This is a genomic window from Micromonospora sp. NPDC023869 (genome assembly GCF_055559695.1).
Genome location: NZ_JBVHKD010000001.1, coordinates 268,798 through 292,831, shown reverse-complemented (window position 1 = coordinate 292,831; position 24,034 = coordinate 268,798). Strand labels below are relative to the sequence as shown.

Annotated in this window: 1 protein-coding gene (cut by a window edge); it reads left to right on the top strand. The window is 70.9% G+C overall.

Annotated elements, in window-relative coordinates; genetic code table 11:
- On the top strand, positions 1-24,034 hold the 3' portion of the coding sequence (locus ACZ31C_RS01300) for a hypothetical protein (RefSeq protein WP_465793703.1). The gene continues 14,801 nt to the left of window position 1, outside the view; only the last 24,034 of its 38,835 coding nucleotides appear in the window; its start codon lies off the left edge, out of view; the stop codon is at positions 24,032-24,034.

The following is a 24,034-nucleotide window of genomic DNA, read 5'->3' as shown; positions in this document are numbered from 1 at the left end:
CACCGTGGTGGCGCAGGTCGCCCGCATGGTCGTGGCAGCCGTCGCCGACAAGCCGACATCGACGACGCTGGCCGCGTACGGCATGGTGGCGCAGGCGATCGCAGGCGTTCGCAACGTCGCGTCCGCGCTGGCGGACTGGGACCGGTTGGCCGGTGGCCTGACGGCGGTGCAGGTGAGCGGAGCCGCAGCCGACGTCGTGGCGAAGGCCGAGACCATCCGGGACAGCTGGAACCAGGACGGGGACGTCCTGCTCTCTTCGTGGTGGTCGGAGCGGATCGGCGTGTCCACGGAGGAGGTCGAATGGAGTTATCACCACCGACCTTGGTTGGACTTCTCGGCGGTTCTCGAGACGGCCGCCGAGTTGCGGCTGGAGCCGGGTCTCGTCTATAAGCACGCCAGCCGGCATGAACACCTTTCTCGTCGGGATCCGGAACTGATCACGCGGTGGAATCTGCACCACACGAGTCGGGCACTGTACGAGTTGGCGGACGAATTCCGGGTGCCGGTGCGACTGCTGGCGCCGCTCAGGGCCCTGCTGACCGAGCAGCCTCCGGCCAGCGAGCGCCGGATCCGCCGCTCATTGGACCGGCTACCCGGCATCCCGAAGGCGATCATCGAGGATCCGGCGCGACAGCTCGCCCTCCTGACCGACCTCGGGACCGGCCTACCCGACGCCATCGCTCCCGATCAACTCCGTGTCCTGGGTGAGCAGTGGCTCACCGAGGTCCTGGCAATCGATCCGGTCGATCTGGAGATCCTCGACCGCTACTGGTTCGACAAGCTGCACTCGGTGGTGAAGCTGGTTCGCGAGCACCACGAGGAGCGCGAGCCCAGCGGAGGCTGGAGCGAGCACGACATCGAACTGCTGGCTGACGATCTGGGTCTCAGCGGCCTGTTGGTGACGGGCTTCAGCGTACGGATCGGCCGGGTGCCGAAAGAGCTGGCAGACCAGGCGCACGGCACGAGCACGCTACTGGTGGCCAGCCGGCTCGGGGTGGACCCGCGCGACCTGCCACCGATCCACGACCTGGTGGAATCCTCCGTTCATTCCGATGGACCGCGGCACCTCATGGTGGACGCGCTGGTGGCGCAGCTACGCAGCGCCGACCGGGCCCCCGCTCCCCGGACGTCTCTCGCCGGTCGGCTGTTGCGCCTCGGTGCCGAGAACAAGCGACTTCCGGCCTCACTCGGCGCGGTGACACGAGACGCTGGCATGTCCGTCGACGACCTGGTCGAGACCGCGGAACTGGCAGGCAATGTCGACCTGCGGACGGTGTCGGAGTTCGTCGGCTTCGCGTTCGGTGGCGACCCCGCGACGACCGGTCCGAACCGTTCACCGGCCGCCGTCGGCACGGCCACCTCCCGTGCTGACCTGTCGCCGGAGGTCGTTGCTGGTCACCTGCGCGACTGGATCGGCCGACTCCGCGACGAGTTCCAGGTCGAGCGGAACGACATGCTGACGGTGTTGCGGACCGCCAACCACGGGGGTTGGACCTCAGCGGCACTGACGACGCTGCCGGCCGACGCTGCCGACCAGGTGCTCAAGAGCATCTCGAGCTTCTCCATCGGGAGAGTGGTCGACGAACTTGACGACTTCGCCTACGACATCGCCAACGACGGGGCCGCCGCTGCACAGATGTTCGACCGCCTCGTTCCGTTGGTGAACGGAGCGGTCGACGCACGCATCGACGACCTGCTGCCGCTGTGGCTGAAGATCGGTGAATCCCCTCCCGCGCTCCTGGAGTTCACGCTGCCGCCGGCCGCGCCGGAGCAGCCGCCGACGGCCTCTTCCGGGTCGTCAGAGCGCCACCTGGCGCTGCGGCTGTGGGAGTTCTCGCGTGCTCAGGACCGGGAGGTGGTGGCAGCCGAACTACGTCGACTACGGCAGGCGGGTCACCGATCCGTGCCTGCTCTCCTGTCCACCGGCGTCGCGGGCGACTCCCGGGCAAAGGTCTGGATCAGCGAACTGGACCCGCAACCGCTGTTGGTCGGCGCCCTGATCGCCGTGAACAGTCTGCCCGGCGGGCTGGCAGGGTATCCCGATCTCCTGGCGTACCTGGGCTACGAGGTCTCTCCGTACGACGCGAACCGACTCGACCGCCGAGTCAGCTGGGTCCGGCCGTTGCACACCGAGGCGTTCGCGCCGTTGACGGCCGGAGCGGCTCGGGCCGTGGTGATGACGGCGGCCGTCTGGCACCAACGACAGTCTTCACCGCCTGATCCGGTTGCCCGGCTGGAACCATCGACGACCTGGCTGCTGGACGGTCCCGATCCCCACCCGACCCCGGCAGCGGAATACCGGCTCGGCCCGCAGGATGTGGGAAGCGAGGCGGGCAGCCTGCTTCGGTCGATCCTCGACGGCGCCCGTGCACAGGGAGTGGACCTTCCCGCCGGCGTACGCGACGAGGCCACACTGATCGAGCGCGCGGCGCAGACCGCGCACGACGATCCGCATCGGTTCGTGCTCCGCAGCATCGGCACGGTGCTCAGTGCCGACCTCGACGAACGGACGATGCTCCGACTCGCCGAGGTGCTCTGGCCCACCGAGCAGGCCGGCCCGCGACGTGACCTGCTGCGTCTGCGGATCGCACTTGCTGCCGACCAGGACGATCCGCGCCTCAACCGGCTTCTCGCCATCTCACCACCGCTGTCCGGCGTCGGTCCGGAATGGATCGTGCGTCGGGCGACGACGAGAGAGAGCACCCGGACCCGTGACGTGTCGCGTCTCCTGCAGGATGCGATCCGTGATCCGCGACTCTGGGATTCGACGCTGCTCGAAGAGGTCACTGCGGTTCTCGCTGTCGCACTCGGCGTCGACCTGGTGGTCGTGGAGGACGACACTGCTCGTACCTATCCGGGCGGTGGCTCCACTCTCTTCCTGCACCGGGTCGAACGGGATCGTTTCCAGCCCTATCTTCCGGCCGGCGTCGCCGGCGGACCGGTCGACCTGGGGGCGGCGCAGGGGATATTCGGCGACTACGACCCCGCCTCGGACGTGGTACGCCTTCCCGTCGTCCTGGCTGGTGCCGACGGCCAGCAACAACGTGGTCTGACCGCCCGCCTCGGCGGCGAGGAGTTGATCGGTCTCTGGGCCGTGCGGCAGGCCGGTGCCGCGACTCCTGTGGTGTTGGTCATGGGCGGAGCGGCTCAGCAGGTCGGTGCAGATGGCGTGCTCGCCGCCCGATTCCGGGACCGGCTCGGTCTGGGCGTCATCGCCGGCACGGACGACATCGTGCTCGACACCGACGGCCGGGTGTCCGCGGTCGCGCTACGCCATCTGCCCGACGGCGCCGTCGACCTCGACAGTCCGGAGCGAAGCGAGTTCTGGTATTTCCCGCCGGATGGTGAAGCACCCGTTCCGCTCGGTGCCGACCTGGTGGCAGGCGCGGGATCCGTCGGCCTACGGCTCGTGGTGGACCTTCCGCCGGCCGAGGACACGCCGATCGTCCTGGCTGTCCGGCCCGCCCCGGCGGCCGAGGTCGAGGCGCGGGAGCCACACCTGTTCACGGACGGCGACGGCGTCATCCACATCGGTCGGTACGCCACGCCGCCGGACGGGTGGGTACCGCTCGGTGGTGCCAGCCCGTACCTCGCCCTCCGCTGGCTGCGGAACGGCGGGTCCACGCGCGTGCCCGACGCAGCAGTCGAACAGCGAGACCTCCAGACCTTCGCGTCGGACAGCATCAGACTCCGACTGGGCCAACGGGCGGTACGTGATCTGCCGGACCGGATACGGTCGGTGCTCGCGGAGCAGCCCAGGGGTGGAGTGCGGGTACACCCGCGGCTTCCCGCAGTGTTGCCTGGTGACGAGGTCGTCTTCGTCAGCGTTGCGGGTTGGGCACATGCCGCCACCGTGCGGCCCAACGGCGAACTGCTCGTTCACCGACCCACCCATGGCGACGCCTCGGCCGAGCGGATGTCACATGCCCGGTTCGTCGACGAGTCCGGCTCCGGGTGGTATCTGGTTCGCCGTCGGCTTCGGAGTGACTGGACTCCGGTGTACCCGGCCGATCGGTCGTCCGGTCCGATCGCCTCGGGGTGGTCTGAGCGCCCGCCGGACGTGCTACCCACCCGGGTACTGAAGGTTGAGCGGGAGCCCTGGAGCGAGGAGGCACGCGGAGACGACATTCGTGGTGCCGAGGCGCGGCTGAATCCGCTGTGGATGCCCCTCGCCGACTTCACCCCGGAGCTGTGGGCGGGGCGGCCAGGGCATACGTGGCTGTACCTGGTGCTGGAGCGTCGGGCGTACACCGGTGACTCGGAGACGGAGGTCGCTACCGGACGCCCCGACGACCTGCTGGTCTTCGTCGGTTCGGAAGCGGCGTCCGGCGCGCTCTCCGATGGTCAGTTCGACGACCTGCTGGCCTCGCTCCGGCAGGTCGATCCGGACATCACGCCGGGGATGGTCAGGGACCTGGTCGACGGTCCCGGGCATCCTTCCCTGGGGGTCCGGTTCACCACGGGGTCGCAGGGGCAGGGGACCGCAGTCGTCACCTCGGCGGGTGTCGCGGGCGAACTCCGCAGGATCCTGGACAGCGGAACCTGGGAGATGAACGAATCCTCCGGTAGGTACATGTTGGGAGAGACGCGTTCGGTCCCGCCAGACGTGGCGCAACGATGGTTGCGCGTCGCCGCGCAGCTCGTCGCAGACCAGGTCGGCGAGCCGGTCCTCCCGCGCACGGTGCAGCTGGACGCCGGGATGGCGACGGGCGGAAGCCTTCAAGGAGTCCATTCCGGGATCTATTTCGTACATCCCGACGACACTCAGGACACTTTCGCAGCGGTTCGGCGGATGCCTGCCTACGCCGGCTTCAAGTCCGTGTACGCCACCGTGGATCCACGATCTTTCGAGGTGGTGACGAAGGCGGGCCGATTTGGTCCGAGGAATTTCAACAACCAGATCGACCGCTTTTATGTGGAAACCGACACGAACTTGCTGCTGGTGCTGTTCCTGCCCACCGGTTCGGAGGAGTCGGCGTCGGACGCTGAGGCAGTGGTGCGGTTCGCGAGGCAGCTCCAGGAGGTCCGCTTCAGCGACATCGTGACCAACTACGGGGTTGCCCGAATCTTGCCCGGCCTTGACGATGTGCAGCTGGGAAACTTGGTGACGAATGGCAGCGGCGTGCCGGTGGTGGCGTCGAGTGGATTGTTCGTGTTGCTCGGCTCGGGCATGCAGCCCCAACCGCTGCAATCCTCGGCGTCCATGTCCATGGAATCGCTCGGTGCCTATCGCATTCCCTACCACGGTAACGAAACAGGGCAGCAGTATCCGGTTCCGTTCAGTGCACCTGGCATCGAGCCGCCGCCGGGTGCCTATTACGACCGGGGCGTGTTGGTCGTGGGTGACCTGGCCAGGTGGCGGGAGTGGCCGGAGGCCGACGCGGTGGTGGAGGCTGCGCGGCAGTCGGCTCGTCCGATCGTCGTGGCCGAGGTCGGTTCCGGCCCGGTTTTACGGGCTGCCGAGATGGCCTCTCTTGCCGAGACGATGCAGCGGTTCGTGCGTTGGCCGCTTCGGCCGCTGGTGGTCGCGACTGCGGATCTCGCCGATCTGAGGGCGATGGCGCACCTTCACCACGTACCGATGGTGCTCGCGGAGACCGCCGGCCATGGCACGCGGTGGCACGCGATCGGTCCGGACGGCGTGGCCCGGTGGTCCACGACAGTGTTCACGCCGGCCCTTTTCGTGGCCGCCACGGAACCCGCATCCGGACCCGCGATCGAGTCGCGGTCGGTGGATGTCGGTCAGGTCCGTTTGGCGGAGATGCGGGCGCGTCTCGCCAGATGGGAGGCGCATCTGGGGTGGTTGCAGGCGGGCGAGCGGAGCGGTCGCGCCGACAGTTCGGCGGAGGTGGCGCAGGCTGAGTCGGAGATCGCCCGGTTGACGGCGCGTATGACCGAGTTGACCGCGATCACCGCCGACTACCCGGTTGAGGAGACCGCGCGGGGCCTGCTGAGCTACATCAGGGTTCGTCGGCGCTCGGCTGGTGACCGGGGGTTCGACGAATATCGGGTGCTGATCGACGACTCCTTGGGGGTGCGCAGCATCCACCCGGAGACGGGCGAGGTGACCGCTTCCTTCTGGTTGTCGAACGGCGAGTGGATGCCCCGCCTTCTGGGTGGCGCGCCCGATTCGACGGCGGTGCAGGACGTCCGGCGGACGCCGCCCATCCCGCCACCGGTTCCCGGCCGGACGAACGGGGTCGAGGACGAGCTGGTCGTGACCCGGGCACAGGCACGGCTGGTCAGTTGGGCGGTGCCGGACCGGCTCGTCGAGCTGCGGCGGTTGGCCGACGAGGGCCGCCCGGGTGCCGGCAAGGCGTTGGCCGACCTGGAGAAGTACCGGGAGGTTCTGGCGCAGACCACCGCACCGAACCGGCAGCAGCCCGGCAACGCGCGGCGGGACGTCGCTGCGGTGGCGACCGCCTATCGCGTCGTGCACGACCGGCTGACGGCGTTGGCGTCGGCGCTGGACCTGCCGCATCTGGCACCGCCCGGCCCACCGGCGGTCTTCGTCGACGACAGCGTCGTGCCGGTGCACGCGGTGCCGGTGCCGGCCTTCCCGGTGCAGCTGGTGCCACCCGGGTCCAAGGCGGAAAAGGAGGCACCCGGGTCCAAGACGGCATCCGGGTCCAAGAAGCCACCCGCGATCGCCGACCTGGTGGCCGACCCGGCGACGCGGGCGTGGCTGATCTCGAACACCATCCCACCCCACCAGGTCGCGCGACTGGTGACCGGCGGACGTCTGCGCTTTGAGCCGGGACAGGTCGACCGGGTGGTGCGGATGCTGGGCGAGGAGGCAGACGCCCGGGAACTGGTCGCGCTGACCGAGGTCCTCGGCACGGTGCCGCTGGACCTGCGGGAACGGTCCGAGGCGGCCGGGCTCGCCGGACCCGGTCCGCTGTTCGGTGTGGTCCGTGAACTGGCGGTGTCCCCCGCAGACGTGGCAGCGCTCGGCGATGTGCTGGCCCGGGTCGCGGACGGCTCGTCGGCGGTCGAACCGGACGAGGGCACCTGGGTCGACCGGCTACGGCCGGCACTGGCCGACGCCGGGGTCCGCACCGACAGCGACCTGGTGTGGCTGATGCGGCTGACCCGCCGGATGGACCTGGCCCCCGCCGACCGCAGGTGGTTGGGCGAGCTGCGCGACCTCGGGGTACCGCTGGAACTGCTGCACGAGCTGCCCGACGAGTACGTCCGGGCGGCGCTGGACGGCCGGCGTCGGGCCGACACCGGTCTGGCGGCGCTGGCCGCCGATACCGGCTTCGCCGGCCCGGCCGCGTTGGAGGCGGCGGCCGAGCGACTCGGCGTACTCCCGGTCGACCTGGCCCTGGCCCTCGGCGACCGGCTGCGGGCGGCCGTGTCCGATGCTCCACCGCTGTCCGACGCGGGGCCGGACGGCCTCCGGGAGCAGGGGCAGCGGGTCGCCGATCGCCTCCTGGCCCAGGTCGCGTCGACCGGACCCGGACTCGACCGCTGGGTGCGCTGGAGTGCGCGGCTCGGATTCCCGGTGGACCGGCTCCGCCCGCTGGCCGAGATTCCGATGCTCGAAGGTCTCATCTGGGAGGCCCTGGGTGACGTGCCCGGGGGCCGGGTCGCCGAGTTCCTCGGACCGCTGATGTCGGGGACGGAAGCCCCGACGCCGATCGCTCCCCAGCACACCGCCGTGCCCACCCCGGAGGAGTTGGCCGCGTGGTCGGCCAGACTCGGTGTGCCTGACTACTACCTGCGACGGGTGCTGGTCATGCCCGGCGTCGACGGGCGAGCGCTGCCGGCGATGGCCGACCGCCTCGCGTTGCCTCCAGACCAAGCCGCCGCACTGGTCCGGCTGGTCGAGGTCACCGGTCGGGTGTCGGCTGACGACCTGCTCATGTTCGCCTACCGGCTGGGCATGCCAGCGGGTCCCTATCTGCTGGTCTGGCTCGCCAGCTACTGGGAGATCCATCCGCGCAGGCTGATGCCGCTGCGTCCGCTGTTCGCACGGATCTTGGAGATGCCCAGTCAGGGGCGACCGTCGATGCAGGAGATCGAGGAGCTGGTCGGTCGCTGGGCGGACCCGGGCCGCGCTGGTGCGGAGTACCACGCAGAGCCTGCTGCCGACCTCGCGGACGGACTGCTGCTCGACCGGCACGACACCTTCGACGACGACGACCTGTTCCGGATGTGGCCCACTGCCGAGGAGACGGCGCCGAGCGTACGCACGCCGCAGCCAGCCACCCGGACGGCCAGTGGTCGCGACGACGACTCGGACCTCAGTTCGTCGTCGGAGTCGCACCGTTCCCGCAGCCTCCTGTCCATCCCGGACGATGACGAGCAGCAGCCTCAGCACACGAGCCTGGCCGCGCTCGTCTACAGCGGTCGCTCGACCTGGACCAGGGCGGACGGTGCCGGCCGGAGCCGCCGGAACGCCTCGGCACTGTTCTGGGCAGCCGGTCTCGGATCAGGCCCGGAGGGAGCCGGGCTGGAGGTCCTGGACCGCCTCCGGACGTTCGTGCCGACGGCGGTCCGCGATCGGCGCGACAGGCTGCGTCGGTGGGCGGAGATCAGTTCCGTCGAGGCCGAGGAACTGTGGCAGGACACCGAGAAGGTCGCCGCCGACCCCGACCTGGGAGCGCTGACCCGGCAGGCGGCGATCGTCGCCTCGGCGGCGACCGCAGCGGTACCCGCGCTGACCCGCGACATCACCGCACCCGACGTGGCGGAGGTGGTTCGGGGAGCCGTTCAGGCTGCCGACGCCGTGGTCGACGCCGTACGCGCCTGGACCGAACGGCACGCCGACCGGCCGATACCGTCGGCCGGAGACGATCCGGCCCGGCCGGTGCGCGTTCCCGACCTGCTGCGGTCGCTGCCAGCGGGCGGGGTATTGACCTCGGCGCAGGCCGGTCGTGACGACCTGGCCGCGATGTTGACCGGGGTACGCGCACTGCTGCACACGTTGACCCGGACGACCGAGGCGGGCAGCGTCTATCGGACGGCTGCCATGGTGATCGAGGCGGCCGCCACGCACATCGCTCGTCTGGTGGTGGGGGCGGGCATACCCGCTCGGCCCGGTGCGGCGTTGATCGCGAACGCGGTCGCCGCCCAGGCGATCGAGGCGGCTGCGCGGCTCACCGCGGCCGTGGCGGCCTGGGACCGGCTGGCCGGTGGCCTGTCCGCAGCCGAACTCGCCGCAGCCGTGACCGACGGTCAGGCAGAGGTCCGGAACAGAGCGGAGACCGACGACCAGAGCGCGGATGTCATCCTGGCCTCGTCGTGGGCGAAGCTCATCGACGTACCCGAGTCCGAGATCGAGGAGGACCGCTACCTCCGCCCCTGGTTGGATCACCTGGCGATCGTGGCGACGGCTGGCAGACTCCAGGTACCGCCCGACCTGGTCTACGAGTACACCCGACGCAACGGGTACCACTCCGAGCGCGCACCTGGTCTGCGGGCGAGCTGGAGCCTGGGACCGTCGCACGAGGACGTCTACCGCCTGGCGAACGATCTGTCGGTGCCGGTGCGGTTGCTGTCGCCGCTGCGGGCCCTGCTGAGTGCGAGGGCGGGCACCGCGCCCGACCTGGAGCAGGTGAAGCGTTCCCTGCTACGGGTACAACTGCCTGATCGGATCGCGAAGTGGCCCCGGCGCCGGCTCGCTTTCCTGACCGACGTCGGCCTGCGGACGACCCAGGCCACCCGCCCCGGCGAACTTGAGGACTGGCCGAATCGATGGGTGGCCGACATCCTCGGCATGGACCCGGAGGATCTGGAAGTCGCCGACCGGGTCTCCCTCCAGTCGCTTCTCGCGCTCATCGATATGGTGCGTCGCGAGATCGCCGTCCGCGAACCCGACGGAAACTGGGAACGGCACGACCTCGAATCGCTGGCCGACGCGCTGGGCCTCAGCAGCTACCTGGTCACCGGCCACAGCGTCCGGATGGGCCGAGTGCCGATGGAACTGGCGGACAAACGGGACGGTGCGTACCTGTTCCTGCTCGCCACCGCACTGCGGATGGACTCGCGGGAGGCGACGAAACAGTTCCGGACGGTGCTGACCGAGGTGATGGATCGTTCACTGCCCCGACAGGTCGTGGTGGACCGGGCGCTCGCGCGAATCCGGGCGAAGGGGAAGGCCCCGGCACCGAGGGAATCCCTCACCGGCAAACTGCTCCGGATCGGTGTGGCCTCGAACGACCGGGTACCGCGACACCTGGGACTCCTCGCACAGCAGGCCGGCGTCTCCGCGACGGAACTGGTCGAGACTGCCTACCAGGCAGGTGAGGTCAACCTCTGGCTGACCGCCGACGCCATCGGACTGGCGGTCGGCTCCCGTCCCGTACCCCAGGGCCGGCCGGAGGCCGAGGCGCCCGTCCGCACCGTGGACCTCGCGGCGCTGCCACGCATGGTCAACGAGTGGGTCGACTGGCTCGGCGGGATCGCCTGGGCGTCCACACGCCTCCACCCGCCGTTGACCGCGCAGGCGCGGCGGGTCGGCTGGACGTTCGACGAACTGTCGGCGCTGCCCGTGGACGAGCGGGCGAAGGTGCTCGAAGCCCTCGCGGCGTCCGCCTCGGAGGCGGGGCTCATCGGGGGCTTCCACAACACCGTCTCGAGGTACCGCCACGACCCCGATCAGCTTCTCCAGGCGCTGACCGAATTCGTCGACGAGGTCGCCGGCGCCCGCCTCGAGCTGCCGATGCCCCAGTGGGCTGAGCTCGATTCACCGGTTCGCGTCAGCGTTCACGTGTCGCACTCGGTCGACGCTGATTTCGCCGCGTTCGCAGCGGTCGAGACCCGGCGGGAATGGGTCCTCACGAACGAACCGGTCACCTGGGAGGAGTTGGAGCGGGGCCTGCGTGAGCTCCGACAGGACGGAACACGTGTCGCTGCCGCGACCGTCTCCCTCGCTGCCTCTCCCGACCTGGCCGTGCGGATCGCGGAACTGGACCTGACGCCGCTGACCGTCAGTGCGTTGATCGCCGTGATCCTCCTCCCGGGCGACCTCACGATGCACCCAGAGCTGCTGGGATATCTGGGGTACGAGGTCGACCCGTATGACTCGATGCGACTGGATCGTCGGGTCAGCCGGCCCGAGCCGCTACACGTCGACCCGTTCCTGTCCATCGAACATCCGCCGACCGCGGCCGTCGTCATGGCGGCGGCGATCGCACGCCTGCGGCAGCCCGCACCCCTGGTCGTAGCCGACCGTCCGAGTACGACCACCACCTGGTTCCTGGACGACAGGGATCCCGCCCCCGTCGGGGCCGACGAGCACCACCTGGTGCCGCACGACGTGGGTGACGCACCCGGCAGCCTGGTCCGGGCCGTCCTCGACGGCGCCCGCGCCCAAGGGCTGCGGCTACCGTCGCAGGTGCGCGACGAGGACGATCTGATCCGGCACGTGTGGCAGGCGGTCCAGGACGACCCGACCAGGTTCCCGTTGCGGACCATCGGTGACCTGGTCGCCGAAGACCTCGACGACCGGGCGCTGCTCGGCCTGGCGGAGGCGCTGCCGATCGGGGTCGAGTCACTTCAGAACCTGGTGAGCCTGCGGTGGACGATCATGAGAATGATCAGCGAGGGCAATCCGCGCCTGCGCAGACTTCTCGGCACCGCCGTCGCTTCGCCGAGCAGTGGCGCGGCATGGACACTGAGCCGCGTCGGCGCGGGCGGTGCCACCGCTGCCAGCCAGGTCGCACACCTGTTGCCGGACGCGATCGGTGACCCGACGCTGTGGGACTCCGCGCTGGTCGAGGAGATCCTCGGTGTGATCGCCGTCGTGCTGGACGTGGACCTGGTCGTGGTGGGGTCCGACGCCGCCCGCCGGTACTCGGGCGGGGGAGGCTCGACCCTCCACCTGCTCAGGGGCGAGCGGGGCCGCTTCCAGTCCTACCGCCCCGCACCGGTGCCGGCCCAGCTCACCGCGATCGAACCCGCGCAGGTGATCTTCGGCGAGTACGACGCGACCACCGACGCGGCGCGTCTGCCGCTCGTGGTGACCGGGCTGGACGGTCGGCGCCTGCGGGACCTGACCGCCGACCTCACCGGCCAGGAACTGATCGACCAGTGGGCGGTCCACCCCGCCCGGGGACCGCAGCCGCTGGTCCTGGTGATGGGCGGGGCCGCCGACGAGTCCGGCCCGCACGGTGCGCTCGCCCGCCGTTTCCGGGACCGTTTCGCCACCCCGGTCATCGCCAGCACCGTCGACATCGTCCTGGGTGCCGACGGGAAGGTCTCGGCGGCCTCCGTGGTCCGCGCCCCGGACGGAACCGTCGACCTCACCCGGACGGAGCCTGGCGAGTTCCGTTACTTCCCGCCGATCGGAGGTGGGTCGGAGTCGCTCGGAGACGACCTCGCGGTGGGCACGGAACCCCTCGGGCTGCCGATCGTGGTGAACCTCCCGCTCCCCGACGCCGGGGCGACCGTCCTGGCGGCCCGACCGGCCCGGCCGACGGTCGAGGAAGCGCCGGTGCCGCACCTCTTCGTGGACGGCGACGGCACGGCGCGACTCGGTAGTGCCGCCGCACCACCGCAGGGCTGGCTGTCGCTCGGCGACGCCACGCCGTACCTCGCCCTGCGATGGCTGCTCGACGGCGGTCCGGATGAGGGGCTCGACCTGAGCGCATTGCGGCAGGAGGAGTTGGAGTTCGCCGCTGCGCAGGCCGTCAAACTGCGCGGGGAGCGGATGGCGCCGGCGGACCTGACGACACTGGTGCTGGCCGCGTTCGCCGAACAGCCCGAGGGAAATGCTCGGGTGGATGACCGGCTGACCGACGTCTGGCCCCGTGACTCCATCGTCTTCCTCAGCCAGAACGGGACGGCCCGCGCGGCCGTCGTACAGCCCAACGGGGAACTGCTCGCCTACCGGCCGGTCCACGGCGGCGTCGGTGTCACCCGGCTGTCCCAGGGCCAGTTCGTCGAGGAGGCCGGACCCGGCTGGTACGTGGTGCGCGAAGGACTTCGGGGCATTCAGCAGCCGGTGCTGCCGTCCCCGGAGAGCGTCGATCTCAGCGAGTCACGACGGTACGACCGCCCGGCCGGCGTACTGCCGCGTTTCGTCAAGCCGGTCGAGCAGATCTCTGCCGTCACCGAGAAGACCGACGTGGACGGACTGGAGGTACGACTCAACCCGCTCTGGATGCCGCTGGCCGAGTTCACGCCGGAGGTGTGGGGCAGGCGGCCCGGTCACACCTGGATGTTCGTGGTGCTGGAACGTCGGGCGCACACCGGGTCGGAGCAGGAGGATCCTGAGGCCGGGACGCATCCCGACGACCTGTTGATGTTCGTCGGCTCGGAGGCCGCGTCAGCCGCGATGTCGAGCTGGCAGTTCGACGAGCTGTTGGCGATGCTGCGTCGGACCGACCCGGAGGCCACTCCGGGTCACGTCAGAGACCTCGTCGACGGCCCGGGCCATCCCTCCCTGGCAGTGCGGTTCTCCACCGACCCGGCGACACGTGACGCGGCCCTCGTGGCACCTGCCGGTGTCACGGGCGAACTGCGCTGGAACCCCGACGCCGACATCTGGTATATGAACGACTTCTCGGGCAGGTTCAACGACACGGAGGAACGTCTCCAGCACCACCCTCATGCGATGCATGACTGGTTGACCGTCGCGGCGCGGTTCGTCGCCGACCAGGTGCGGGCACCGGTGCTCCCGCTGAGCGCCCGGGTCGGGTCCGGCACGGGACGGCCTGCCGCCCGACACGAGATCCATGCCGGGCTCTACTTCGCCCATCCTGCCGACAATGAGGACACCTTCGCCGCCGTCAGGCGGATGCCCAGGTACTCGACCTACACCTCGGTCTTCGCCACCCTGGAGCCGGCGACCGGCGAGGTGGTGACCCGAGAAGGCCGATACGGTCCACAGACCTTCGACCACCAACTCCACCGTGCGGGCCTCGACGACACGGTCTCCCTGCTGCTGGTGCTCTTCCTGCCCGGTGGTGCCGAGGGATCCGCAACGGATCGGCGAGCCTTGATGCGGTTCGCGCAGGCCGTTTACGGCCGCCGGATTTTCGCGGATGTCGTCGTCAACGACGGCCCTGCCCGCATCCTGCCCGGGGACACCGACGTGTGGCTGGGGACGCTGACCGCCGACGATCGCGGCGGTCCGCTGATCGAGGAGGAGGGCCAGTTCGTCAAGCTGACCTTGCACGGCGAGCCGAGGCGACTCGCTTCCTCGGCCGATGCGGCGATGCGGCGCCTGTACAAGCGTAGGGAAGCGTCCGATGCGGAGGCGGAGACTCAGCGGTATCCGGTGCCGTTCGGCGCACCCCGCATCGAGGCGCCTCCCGGCACGGCTTACGACGGCGGCGTGCTGGTCGTGGGTGACCTGGACCGGTGGCGGGAATGGCCGTTCGCGGAGACGGTGGCCGAGGCGGCAGCCTCCTGGGCGCGTCCGGTGGTGGTGGTCGGCCCGGAGCCCGAGCCGAGACACGCGGCGCTGACCGCGCTCGGCGCGACGCTGACGCTGTTCGGCGCTCGACGTCAGCTACCGCTGGTGCTCGCGGCCACGCACAGTGCCGAACTGACGGCCCTGGTACGCCGGCACGGCCTGCCCGTGGTCGGTGCGGACGAGGCGGGTCCCGCCGCACCGTGGCGGGTGATCGGTCCGGACGGTCGGGTGCACTGGTCCACCGCTGGGTTCACGCCCGCCCTGTTCGTGGCCGCGAGCGAGGTCACCCCGGTAGAAGCAGCGGGTGTCGACCGCGTCCGCCTCCGTGAGATGCAGCGTGCCTTGATCGACAGGGCGAAGGCTCTCACGGATCTGACTGCCGACCGGACAGCCGTTGAGGAGGGCCGCAACCGCGACGAGCTCGAACCGACGGCAGCCGCTGCGCGGATCGCCGATCTGTCGGACGAAATCCTGTCCGTGCAGACGGAGATCCACCGCCTGCGGGAACGTACGGCCGAGCTGACCGAGATCGTCCGGCACCAGCCGGTCGAGGCGACACCGGAGGGCTTGACCAGCCACATCAGGGTCGAGCAGTCGGTGCCGGGCGCCGATCGGTGGCTGCTCGTGCCGGTGCTGGTCGACGACACGGGTGTGCACGGCCGGCACCCGGAGACCGGCGAACAGACCGCCGACTACTACCTGACCGCGAGCCGGCAGTGGCTGCCCCGCCTGCGCGGTGGCGCACCCGGTGCGATTCGTGATGCGTCTGTCGTGGCGCCGACCACGCGACGGACCGACACGGCACCGACCGGGTCGAGCAGTTCTCCGGCATCACCCGATGCCGGCTCGCCATCCGATCTGCCGGATGCGCTCGCCACGGCCGAGGCCCAGGTGCGGTTCGTCGCCTGGGCGATGCCGGACCGGTTCGCGGACCTGCGACGCCTGGCTGCCGACGACCATCCCGGAGCCGGTGCGGCGTTGGCGGCGGTGGACTCCCACCTGCGGCTGCTGTTCGGTGCGGCGGACGGCCGGACGGCGCGGGTCTCGGCGGCCGATCGCACCACCAGCTATCGGAACATGCACGAGCGATTGGCAGCACTGGATCTACCTCACCTGGCGCCGCCCGCGTCCGATCCGTCGGGCACCGGCGAGGCGCTGCTCCCCGCAGTGCCCGCGACGGACTTCCCGGTCGACCTGGTCGCCCCTGCGCCGAGGTCCGGACCAGGGCTCGACACTCGGGTGGCGGACACCGAGGACGCGCGTTGGCTGCGGCGCGTCGGGATGACCGGTCCGCAGGCGGCTCGTCTGCTGGACGACGGGGAACTGCCGTTCGACCGGACCGAGGTCGACCGGCTGGCTCAACGGCTGGCCATGGAGGGTGACGAGGTCACCGAACTAGTGAACCTGGTCGAGGTGCTCGGCACGGTTCCGCTCGACGTGGGCACCCACGCGCGAGAGATCGGGCTCGCCGGGGCCGGGCCGCTGTTCGGTGTGGTCCGCGACCTGGGGGTGCCGCCGGAACTCGTGGTGGCGGTGGGGGACGTGCTGGTGCGCGTCGCGGCGGGCTCCCGCGAGATCGAGCCGGACGAGGGGTCCTGGGTCGACCTGCTGCGCACGGAGTTGGCCGGGGAGGGCGTCCGCACCGACAGCGACCTGGTGTGGTTGATGCGCCTGATCCGCCGGTCGAAGCTGTCGCCCGCCGACCGGTCCGCGCTGGGAGAGCTGCGCGAACTCGGCGTACCGCTGGAACTGCTGCACGAGCTGCCCACCGCCCACGTGCGGGCAGCACTGACCGGCCGAAGCCGGGCGGCCGGGAGCCTGGCGACGTTGGCCACAGAGTCCGGCCTCGCCGGCCCGGCGGCTCTGGAAGCGGCGGCCGAGCGGTTCGGCGTACCCCCCGTCGACCTGGCGCTGGCCCTGGGGGACCAGCTGCGGATGGCCGCCGCATCGGTGCCCGTCGCCAGTCCGGACGACACGGCACAGCTGCGCCGTCAGGGGCAGCGGGTCGCCGAAGCGGTGTCGGCGCTGCTGCCGGCGGACGCCGACGTGGTCAGATGGGTGCGGTGGACCGCGCGCCTCGGGTTCCCCGTCGAGCACCTACGTCCGCTGGTGGACTCCCCGACGATCGCAGAGTTGGTCTGGGCCGCTCTGGGCGATGTGCCGAGCGAGCGGGTGGCCGATGCCCTCGTGCCGGTGGCACCCGAGACGGCGACCACGGCCGAGCTGACCCGGGCGCTCGCCCGGAAGCTGGACGTTGCCGCGCCCGCCCAGACCGACCTGGCGCAGTGGGCGGAACAACTCGGTGTGCGGGTCGCCTATCTCCGTCGGGTGACGGCATTGCCGGGAGTAGACGGCGCGCGCCTGTCGGAGTTGGCCGACCGCCTCGGGCTGTCGGCCACGCAGGCACCGGCGTTGGTACGACTGGTCGAGGTGACCGGTCGGGTACCGGTCGAGCTGCTCTGGATCGCCTACCGGCTCGACAGGATGCAGCTCCCGTACGACGTGGTCTGGCTGGCGGCCACCTGGGAGACGGACCCGCGCGGGCTGCTGTCGCTGCGCCCGCTGTTCGACCGGATCCGGGAGATGCCCTCCGAGGTACGGCCCAATGCGGGACAGATCGAGGAATTCGTCACCCGGTGGGCCGCGCTCGGCCGGCCGGGACCGCATAGCGACGGCGGTGGTCACGCGCAGGAGTGGTCGGCCTGGCCGGATCGGAGCGACGCGTCGATCCTCAGCGAGTCCGCCGACGATCAGCGGCCACGGTACGTCCGGGAGCTGCTGCGGTTCGCCGAGGTCGGCGCCGGTCCGCAGGGCGGGGGACTGCACCTCGCCGATCGCATCCGGGCCGTACACGTCGCGGAACTGACCCGCCGTGTCGAGCAGTTGCGCCGGTCGCGGGACGTCGTCATGGCCGACCCGACCTCGGTGTGGCGGGAGGTCGACGCGGTCACGGACGATCCGTACGTCGGAGCGTTGACCCGGCAGGCGGCGATCATCGTCGGTACGGCCCGCTCCGTGACCCTGACGCTCCACCACCCCGTCGCCGATCCGGGCGACGTGATCCAGGCAGCCACCCGTGCGGCCGGAGCCCTGACCGCCGCCGTCCGGTGGTGGACGGAGCACCACGCCGACCGATCGATACCCGGAGTGGACGAGACGACCACGCCGGCTGGTCTCGCCAACCTGGCGGCTGCGCTACCCGGGCAGAAGCCGGGCGGGCGACGGGACGCGCCCGTGCAGATGCTGGCCGAGGTGCACGCCCGACTCGAACCGCTGAGCCGGCCCGGCTCCACCTGGCACGCCTACCGCAACGCCGACCTGGTGATCCGTACGGCGGCGGTGCACGTCACCCGGCTGCTGGTGTCGGCCGGGTCCGCCGCGTCGCCGTCGGCGTCGCTGATCACGGCTGCGGTGGCGGACCAGGTGGTCGAGGCAGCTGGACAACTCGCCACGGCGATGCGGACCTGGGACCGACTGACCGGCGGCATGTCGGCGACGGAGGTGTCGGCGACGGCGGATACTCCGGCTGGCACCGACGATCTCCCGCCCGCGCAGTTCGTGGACAACCTGCTGGCCGTGTTCTGGGCTCGGCGATTCGGTGTGCACCAGCGCGAGATCGAGGAGGATCGACGCGAGCGTCCGTGGCTGGACCCGAAGGTGGTGCACTCGGTGGCAGCCGAGGCGCAGGTGCCGCCGCAGCTCGTCTACCAGCAGGCCAGGGCGCAGGGGCAGCTGTCCGAGCGGACGCCGGGCCGGCTCCGGGCATGGGGTGTCCAGCCGCCGTACGAGGCGGTGTACCAGTCGGCCCTGGATCTGCAGGTGCCGGTGCGGCTGCTGCAACCCTTCCTGCGGGCCGGAGGGGTGGCGGCGCAGTCCGATGCCGCTTGGATCCGGGGCGTTCTCGGTGACGTGGCCCAGCGGGTAGGAATGATCACCGAGAAGCCGGGCCAGCAACTGGCCTTCCTGGTCGACGTCGATTTCGACTCCCACCAGCCGGTGACCGGGCGCGAGCTACGTTCCTCGGACAGGCAGTGGACCGCCGACGTGCTGGGCATGGACCCGTCGGACCTGGACCGGATCGGCACGGCGACGTTCGACGACCTCGCGCAGGTCGTCGAGAGGGTCCGTGAGTACCACGACGCCAGGACGCCCGGCGGTTCCTGGGGCCGGCACGAGATCGAATCCCTGGCGGACGCGCTCGGTCTGAGCTACCTGCTGGTGCTGGGACACAGCGTGCGGGTCGGCCGGGTGCCGGTGGAGCTGTCGGACGACCCGTACGGGCCCTCCGTGTTCCTGCTCGCGAACCGGGGCCGGGTGGACGCGCGCGAGCTGGCCCCGATCCGCAGCGAGATCGCGGTCCGCGTCGACCGTGGTGGTCCTCGGCACGTGGTGCTGGACGAACTGACCACCCTGCTGCGCGAGCAGGTGGGCGAGGTACCGCCGCGCGACTCGCTCACCCGTCGTCTGCTGGGAGTCAGCGACGCGGAGGAACTCAAGTTGCTCCACCTCAGGGAGCAGTACCAGCTTGCGGGTGTGCCCATCGAGGACGCCCTCACGGTCGCGGAACTGGCCGAGGTCACGCTGGACGTGGCGCTGGAGTTCGTCACGTTGGCGGCGGCCCACCCCCAGCCCGGCGCGGACGGTGCGGCGGCACGCGAGGTCGCCGAGCTACCGGCGGCCTCTCTCACGCCCGAGGCGACGGCGACCCGGCTCCGGGAGTGGATCGCCCGGTTGCACGGCATCCAGGACTTCGACGGCGACGTCGCCGAGGTCTTCTGGGCCGCGCGGGACGCCGGCTGGACCCTCGAAGACCTCTCGGCGTTGTCGGTCGACGACGCGGAGCGGGTGCTCACGGCCCTGGGTATGGCCCTCAGACTGGACGTCGAGTTCCGGAGCATCACCGTCGGATACGGCCGTCACATCGAGGAGATGTACGCCCGGCTGGAAGAACTCGTCGGGTACACCGCCGACAGCCGATTCGACCAGCAGAACATCATGTGGGCGCACGTCGACCTCCCCGGGGTCCGGATCGACGTCGACCTGCCCGGGGTCACCGGATCGGAGCCAGAGTCCCGCGACTGGGATCTGGAAGACGAGCACGACCGCCGGTCCGCCCACACCGAACTGAGCCGGTTGTACAGTGCCGGGACCACGACGGTCTCCGTGAAATTCCAGACCCCGGCCGGCGACGTCGTCCGGGTGGCGGAGGTGGACACCGCGGGACCGGTCTTCGGCGCGTTGGCCGCGATCCACGGGCTGCCGGGCGGGCCGGCTCGTCATCCCGACCTGCTGGCTCACCTCGGATACGAGTTCGCCCCCTACGACCACAGTCGACTGGACCGCCGGGTCAGCGCGGTGCCACCGCTGGCCCTCGCCTCCTTCGCGCAGGTGGCGGATCCGTCGCTACGCGCCGTGATCATGATGGCGGTCATCTGGCGGGTACGGCAGCCCGCGCCTCTCGTGCCCGCGAGTCGCGTGGAGCCGCTCACGACCAGGCTGCTGGCCGACGGCGAACCCACCGTCGTCGACGAGTGGGAATACCACCTGGGCACCGAGCCCGGCAGTCTGACTCGGGCGGTGCTCGACAGCGCCCGCGCCCAGGGCCTGGAGCTGCCGGCGCACGTACGGGACGAAGCCACCCTGCTCCAGCACGCCGGACAGGTCGTCCGCGCCGATCCGCACCGGTTCACGATCCGGTCCATCGGCGAGCTGATCATCGGCAGCCTGGCGGACGAGGCGGTCACCCTGCTCGCCGGGGCACTGGGCCTGAACGAGCTGTCACCCGGTGAGCCGTCGCTGCGCACCCGGTTGGTCGCGATGGCGGACGAGGACACGCCACGCCTGTACCGGTTCCTCGGCACCACCCTGCTCACCCCGGACTCCGACGCGGCGGGGGCGCTGGTGCGAGCGGGGTCGCCCGAGGCGAACCCGGCCCGGGATGCCGCCGCGCTGCTGGTCGCGGCGATCGGTGCGCCCCGGATGTGGAACTCCGCCATCCTCGACGAGGTCGCCGCGGTGTTCGCCGTCGCGTTGGGAGTCGACCTGGTGGTGCTGGGCGACGAGGACGCCCGTACGTACCCGGCGGGCGGCTCGACGCTGTTCGTGCGCCGGGTGGGCGGAGACCTCTTCCAGTCGTACCATCCAACCGGCTCGTGGGGTCAGCCGGCCGCCTTCGGCTCGTCGCGGGCCCTGTACGCCGAGTACGACCCGACCACGGACGTGGCGCGCGTGCCGGTGGTGCTCGACGGCCGACGCCACCGGGACGTGACCGCCCGGTTCACCGGAGCCGACCTGATCGACCGCTGGGCGGCGCGGGCACCGGACACCTCGGCGCCGCTGGTCCTGCTGGTCGGCGGTGCCGCCCGTGGCGACGGCACACACGGCCCGCTGGCTGATCGCTTCCGGGACCGGCTGCGGCAGGGCGTGCTCGCTCCCCTCGACGACATCGCACTCGACCCGCAGGGAAGGGTGTCGGCGGTGCGGGCGGATCGGCGCTCCGACGGCACGGTCGATCTCCACGGGGCACAGCCCTCGGAGTTCTGGTACTTCCCCGCCGACGGCGGCACCGCCACACCGCTCGGCGGTGACCTGGTGACGGGTGCGGCCACGGTCGGCCTGCGGCTCGTGGCGGACCTGCCGACGACCGGCGAGGTGCGTACCGCGCTGACGCTGCGGCCCGTACCTCCGCTCGGCGACGACGTGCCGGCCCCGAAGCTGTTCGTGGACGGCGACGGCTCGGTCCGGCTCGGTCGTCTCGCCTCGCCTCCGGAGGGCTGGTGGCCGGTCGGCGACGCGTCGCCGCTGCTCGCCCTGCGCTGGCTGACGGCCGGCGGACCGGCCGACGGGATCGACCCCTCGGCCCTGGAGCAGCCGGACCTCCAGGCCGCCGCCGAGCATGCCACCCAGCTGCACGAGCAGCAGATGGTGATGATGGACGTGCCCTACCGGATGCGCTCGCTGCTCGCCGCCGAATCCCCACGGGCGACCACGGTGGACGACAGACTTCGCGCGTTGCAACGGGGTGACGGCGTCATCTTCGTCAGCGTCTCCGGACAGGCGCAGGCAGGCACCCGACTACGCAACGGTGACCTGCTCGTCTACCGGCCTGCTCGCAGCGACACCTCCACCGAGCGACTGTCCTGGGCCCGGTTCGTCGAGGAGGCGGGCGACGGCTGGTTCCTGGTCCAGCACCGCGCGGCGGACCCGGCGCCGTTGGTGCTCCCCACCGACGGCCCCGTCGATCCGACCGCCTCACGGTGGTACGACCGGCCGGAGAACGTCGGAGCCTTCGTGGTGCCGGAGATCGAGCAGGCGCCGCAGAGCGGTGTGGTGTGGGGCGACGCAACGGACGGACTCGACGTCCGGCTCAATCCGTTGTGGATGCCGCTGGCCGATTTCACACCCGAGGTCTGGGCCGGGCGTCCGGGCCACGACTGGCTCTTCCTCGTCCTGGAACGCGGGTCGTTCGCCGAGGCGCAGGAGGGTGAGGACCCCCGCGACCTCCTGGTGTTCGTCGGCTCGGAGACCGCGACCGACGCGATGTCGCGGGCGCAGCTCGACGACCTGCTCACCTCGATGTGGAAGGTTGACCCGACCGTCACGCTGGCCGATGTCCGGGACATGCTCGACGGTCCCGGACATCCCTCGCTGGCCGCGCGGTTCGAGGGCGACGGCACCGCGAGACTGACCCGGGCCGGGGTGGCCGGGAACATGCGTCGGGATCCGCAGACCGGCACCTGGGCGTTGGACGGTCTCTCCGGTCGGTACTCGTCGGGCCGAGTCGGGCCGCTTGATGATCTGGACCGGTGGTTGCGCGAAGCGGCCCGGCTCATCGCCGACCAGGTACGCGAACCGGTCGCGCCGAGCGTGTACAACAGCAGGTCGAAGGTCGAGTCACGGTACGAGTTCAACTCGAAGATCTACTACCCGCACCCTGAGGACTCCCTGGACACGTTCCACGCGGTGCGGCGGATGCCCGACTTCCGGCCGGGGGTGTGGTCGGTCTACGCCACGCTGGATCCACAGACGGGCGAGGTGGTCACCCGCAACGGACGGTACGGCCCCCGGAACTTCACCCGGGAACTCGCGCGCAGCAGCGCCAGGTTCGAGGGCGCGTTGCTGTTGGTGCTCTTCCTCCCCGGTGACGCGGAGGGCACTGCGGCGGAGCTCCAGGCTCTGTCCCGCTTCGGGGAGCGCGTGCAGGAGGCGCGCCGCACCGACGTGACGGTGTCGGTCGGGACCGCTCACATCCTGCCCGGAGACGGGGACGTGCGGTTGGGCACGCTGACCGCCGATGTCGTCGGTGCTCCGATGGTCGAGCCTGAGGGTGCGTTCGTCCGGTTCCGGCAGCCGGAGCCGGGGAGGGAATCGGAACCCAAGCCTCCGCCGGAGTCGCTCGACGCGTCGGCCGACGCGTCGATGATGGCGCTGCTGGTGATCGGCTACCCGTCTGGCGTGCACGATTCGCCACAGCGGCACCCGGTGCCGTTCGGACCGCCTCGGATCGACGCACCCCGGGGTGCCGCGTACGACGGCGGATTGTTGGTCGTGGGCGACGTCGACAGGTGGCGGCAGCGACCGGTCGCCGAAGCGGTGGCGCGGGCGGCACGCGCGGTGCGACGTCCGGTGGTGGTGGTCGAGGGCGGTGCCGGAGTCGACGAACGAAGCGCCGTGCTGACCATGCTCGGCATGACGCTGATCAAGCTCGGCGAACGGAAGCTCCAGCCGATCGTGGTCGCCGCCGCGCCCGCCGCGGCCCTGACCGCGCTGGTTAACCGCTACAACCTTGCACTGATCAGTCCAGAGACCACCGGCGCGGACGCCGGCTGGCAGGTCACCGGGCCGGACGGTGCGCAACGCTGGTCGACGTCGGCGTTCGTCCCGACGCTTCTCACCAGCGCCGGTCAGATCACCACGGGTCCGGTCGCGCGCTCCGGATCGGTGACCCTCTCCGAGTGGCTGGGGCAGCCCGACTGGCCCACCGCAGAGGAGTACCTCCGCGAGAACGTCGCAGACCTGCGGCACCCGTACGTCGCCGACGAGCTCGCTCACCTCCAGGCGCGGGACCCGGACAACCGACTGCTCTCCGCCCACAAGGCGGTACTCGAACTGGTCAGGGCGGCAAATGGGGCGATCGACCCGGCCGAGTCCCGTTACCAGCCGACCGAACCGATCCAGACGTTCGACATGGAGCCCCGCACCAGCGTGCAGGGCCCGATGATGGTCACCTTCGCCCTCGACTACCTCGAACCGAAGCCGGATGCGCTGTCCCGCAAACCCTGGGACGACCGCCTGCTCCGCCTCATGTACAGCGACGGTCGGGCCCGCGAGTGGGCCGCCGCCCTGGCCGCCGGGGTCGTCGGCGAACAGCAGGACCGCGTCGACGACGGACGCTGGAACGCCACCGTGTTCGGCGCGGTCGCCATCGTGCTGCGGATGACCCGGGAGGAAGCCCGCACACCCGGCTTCGTCGACGCCTGGGGCAAGGCACTGGAGGACGTGGCCTGCTGCGAGGCGAACCCCACCCACCGCATGTACTGGGTGCCTCGCCTGGACGAACTCCGCGACGAGGTCGGTGCCCACGGCATCCCGGGCCACGTGGACGGACCGGCGGAGCACCACGCGGCCCTGCTGGAGGTGCTCACCTACACCCTGGCCAACTGCTGA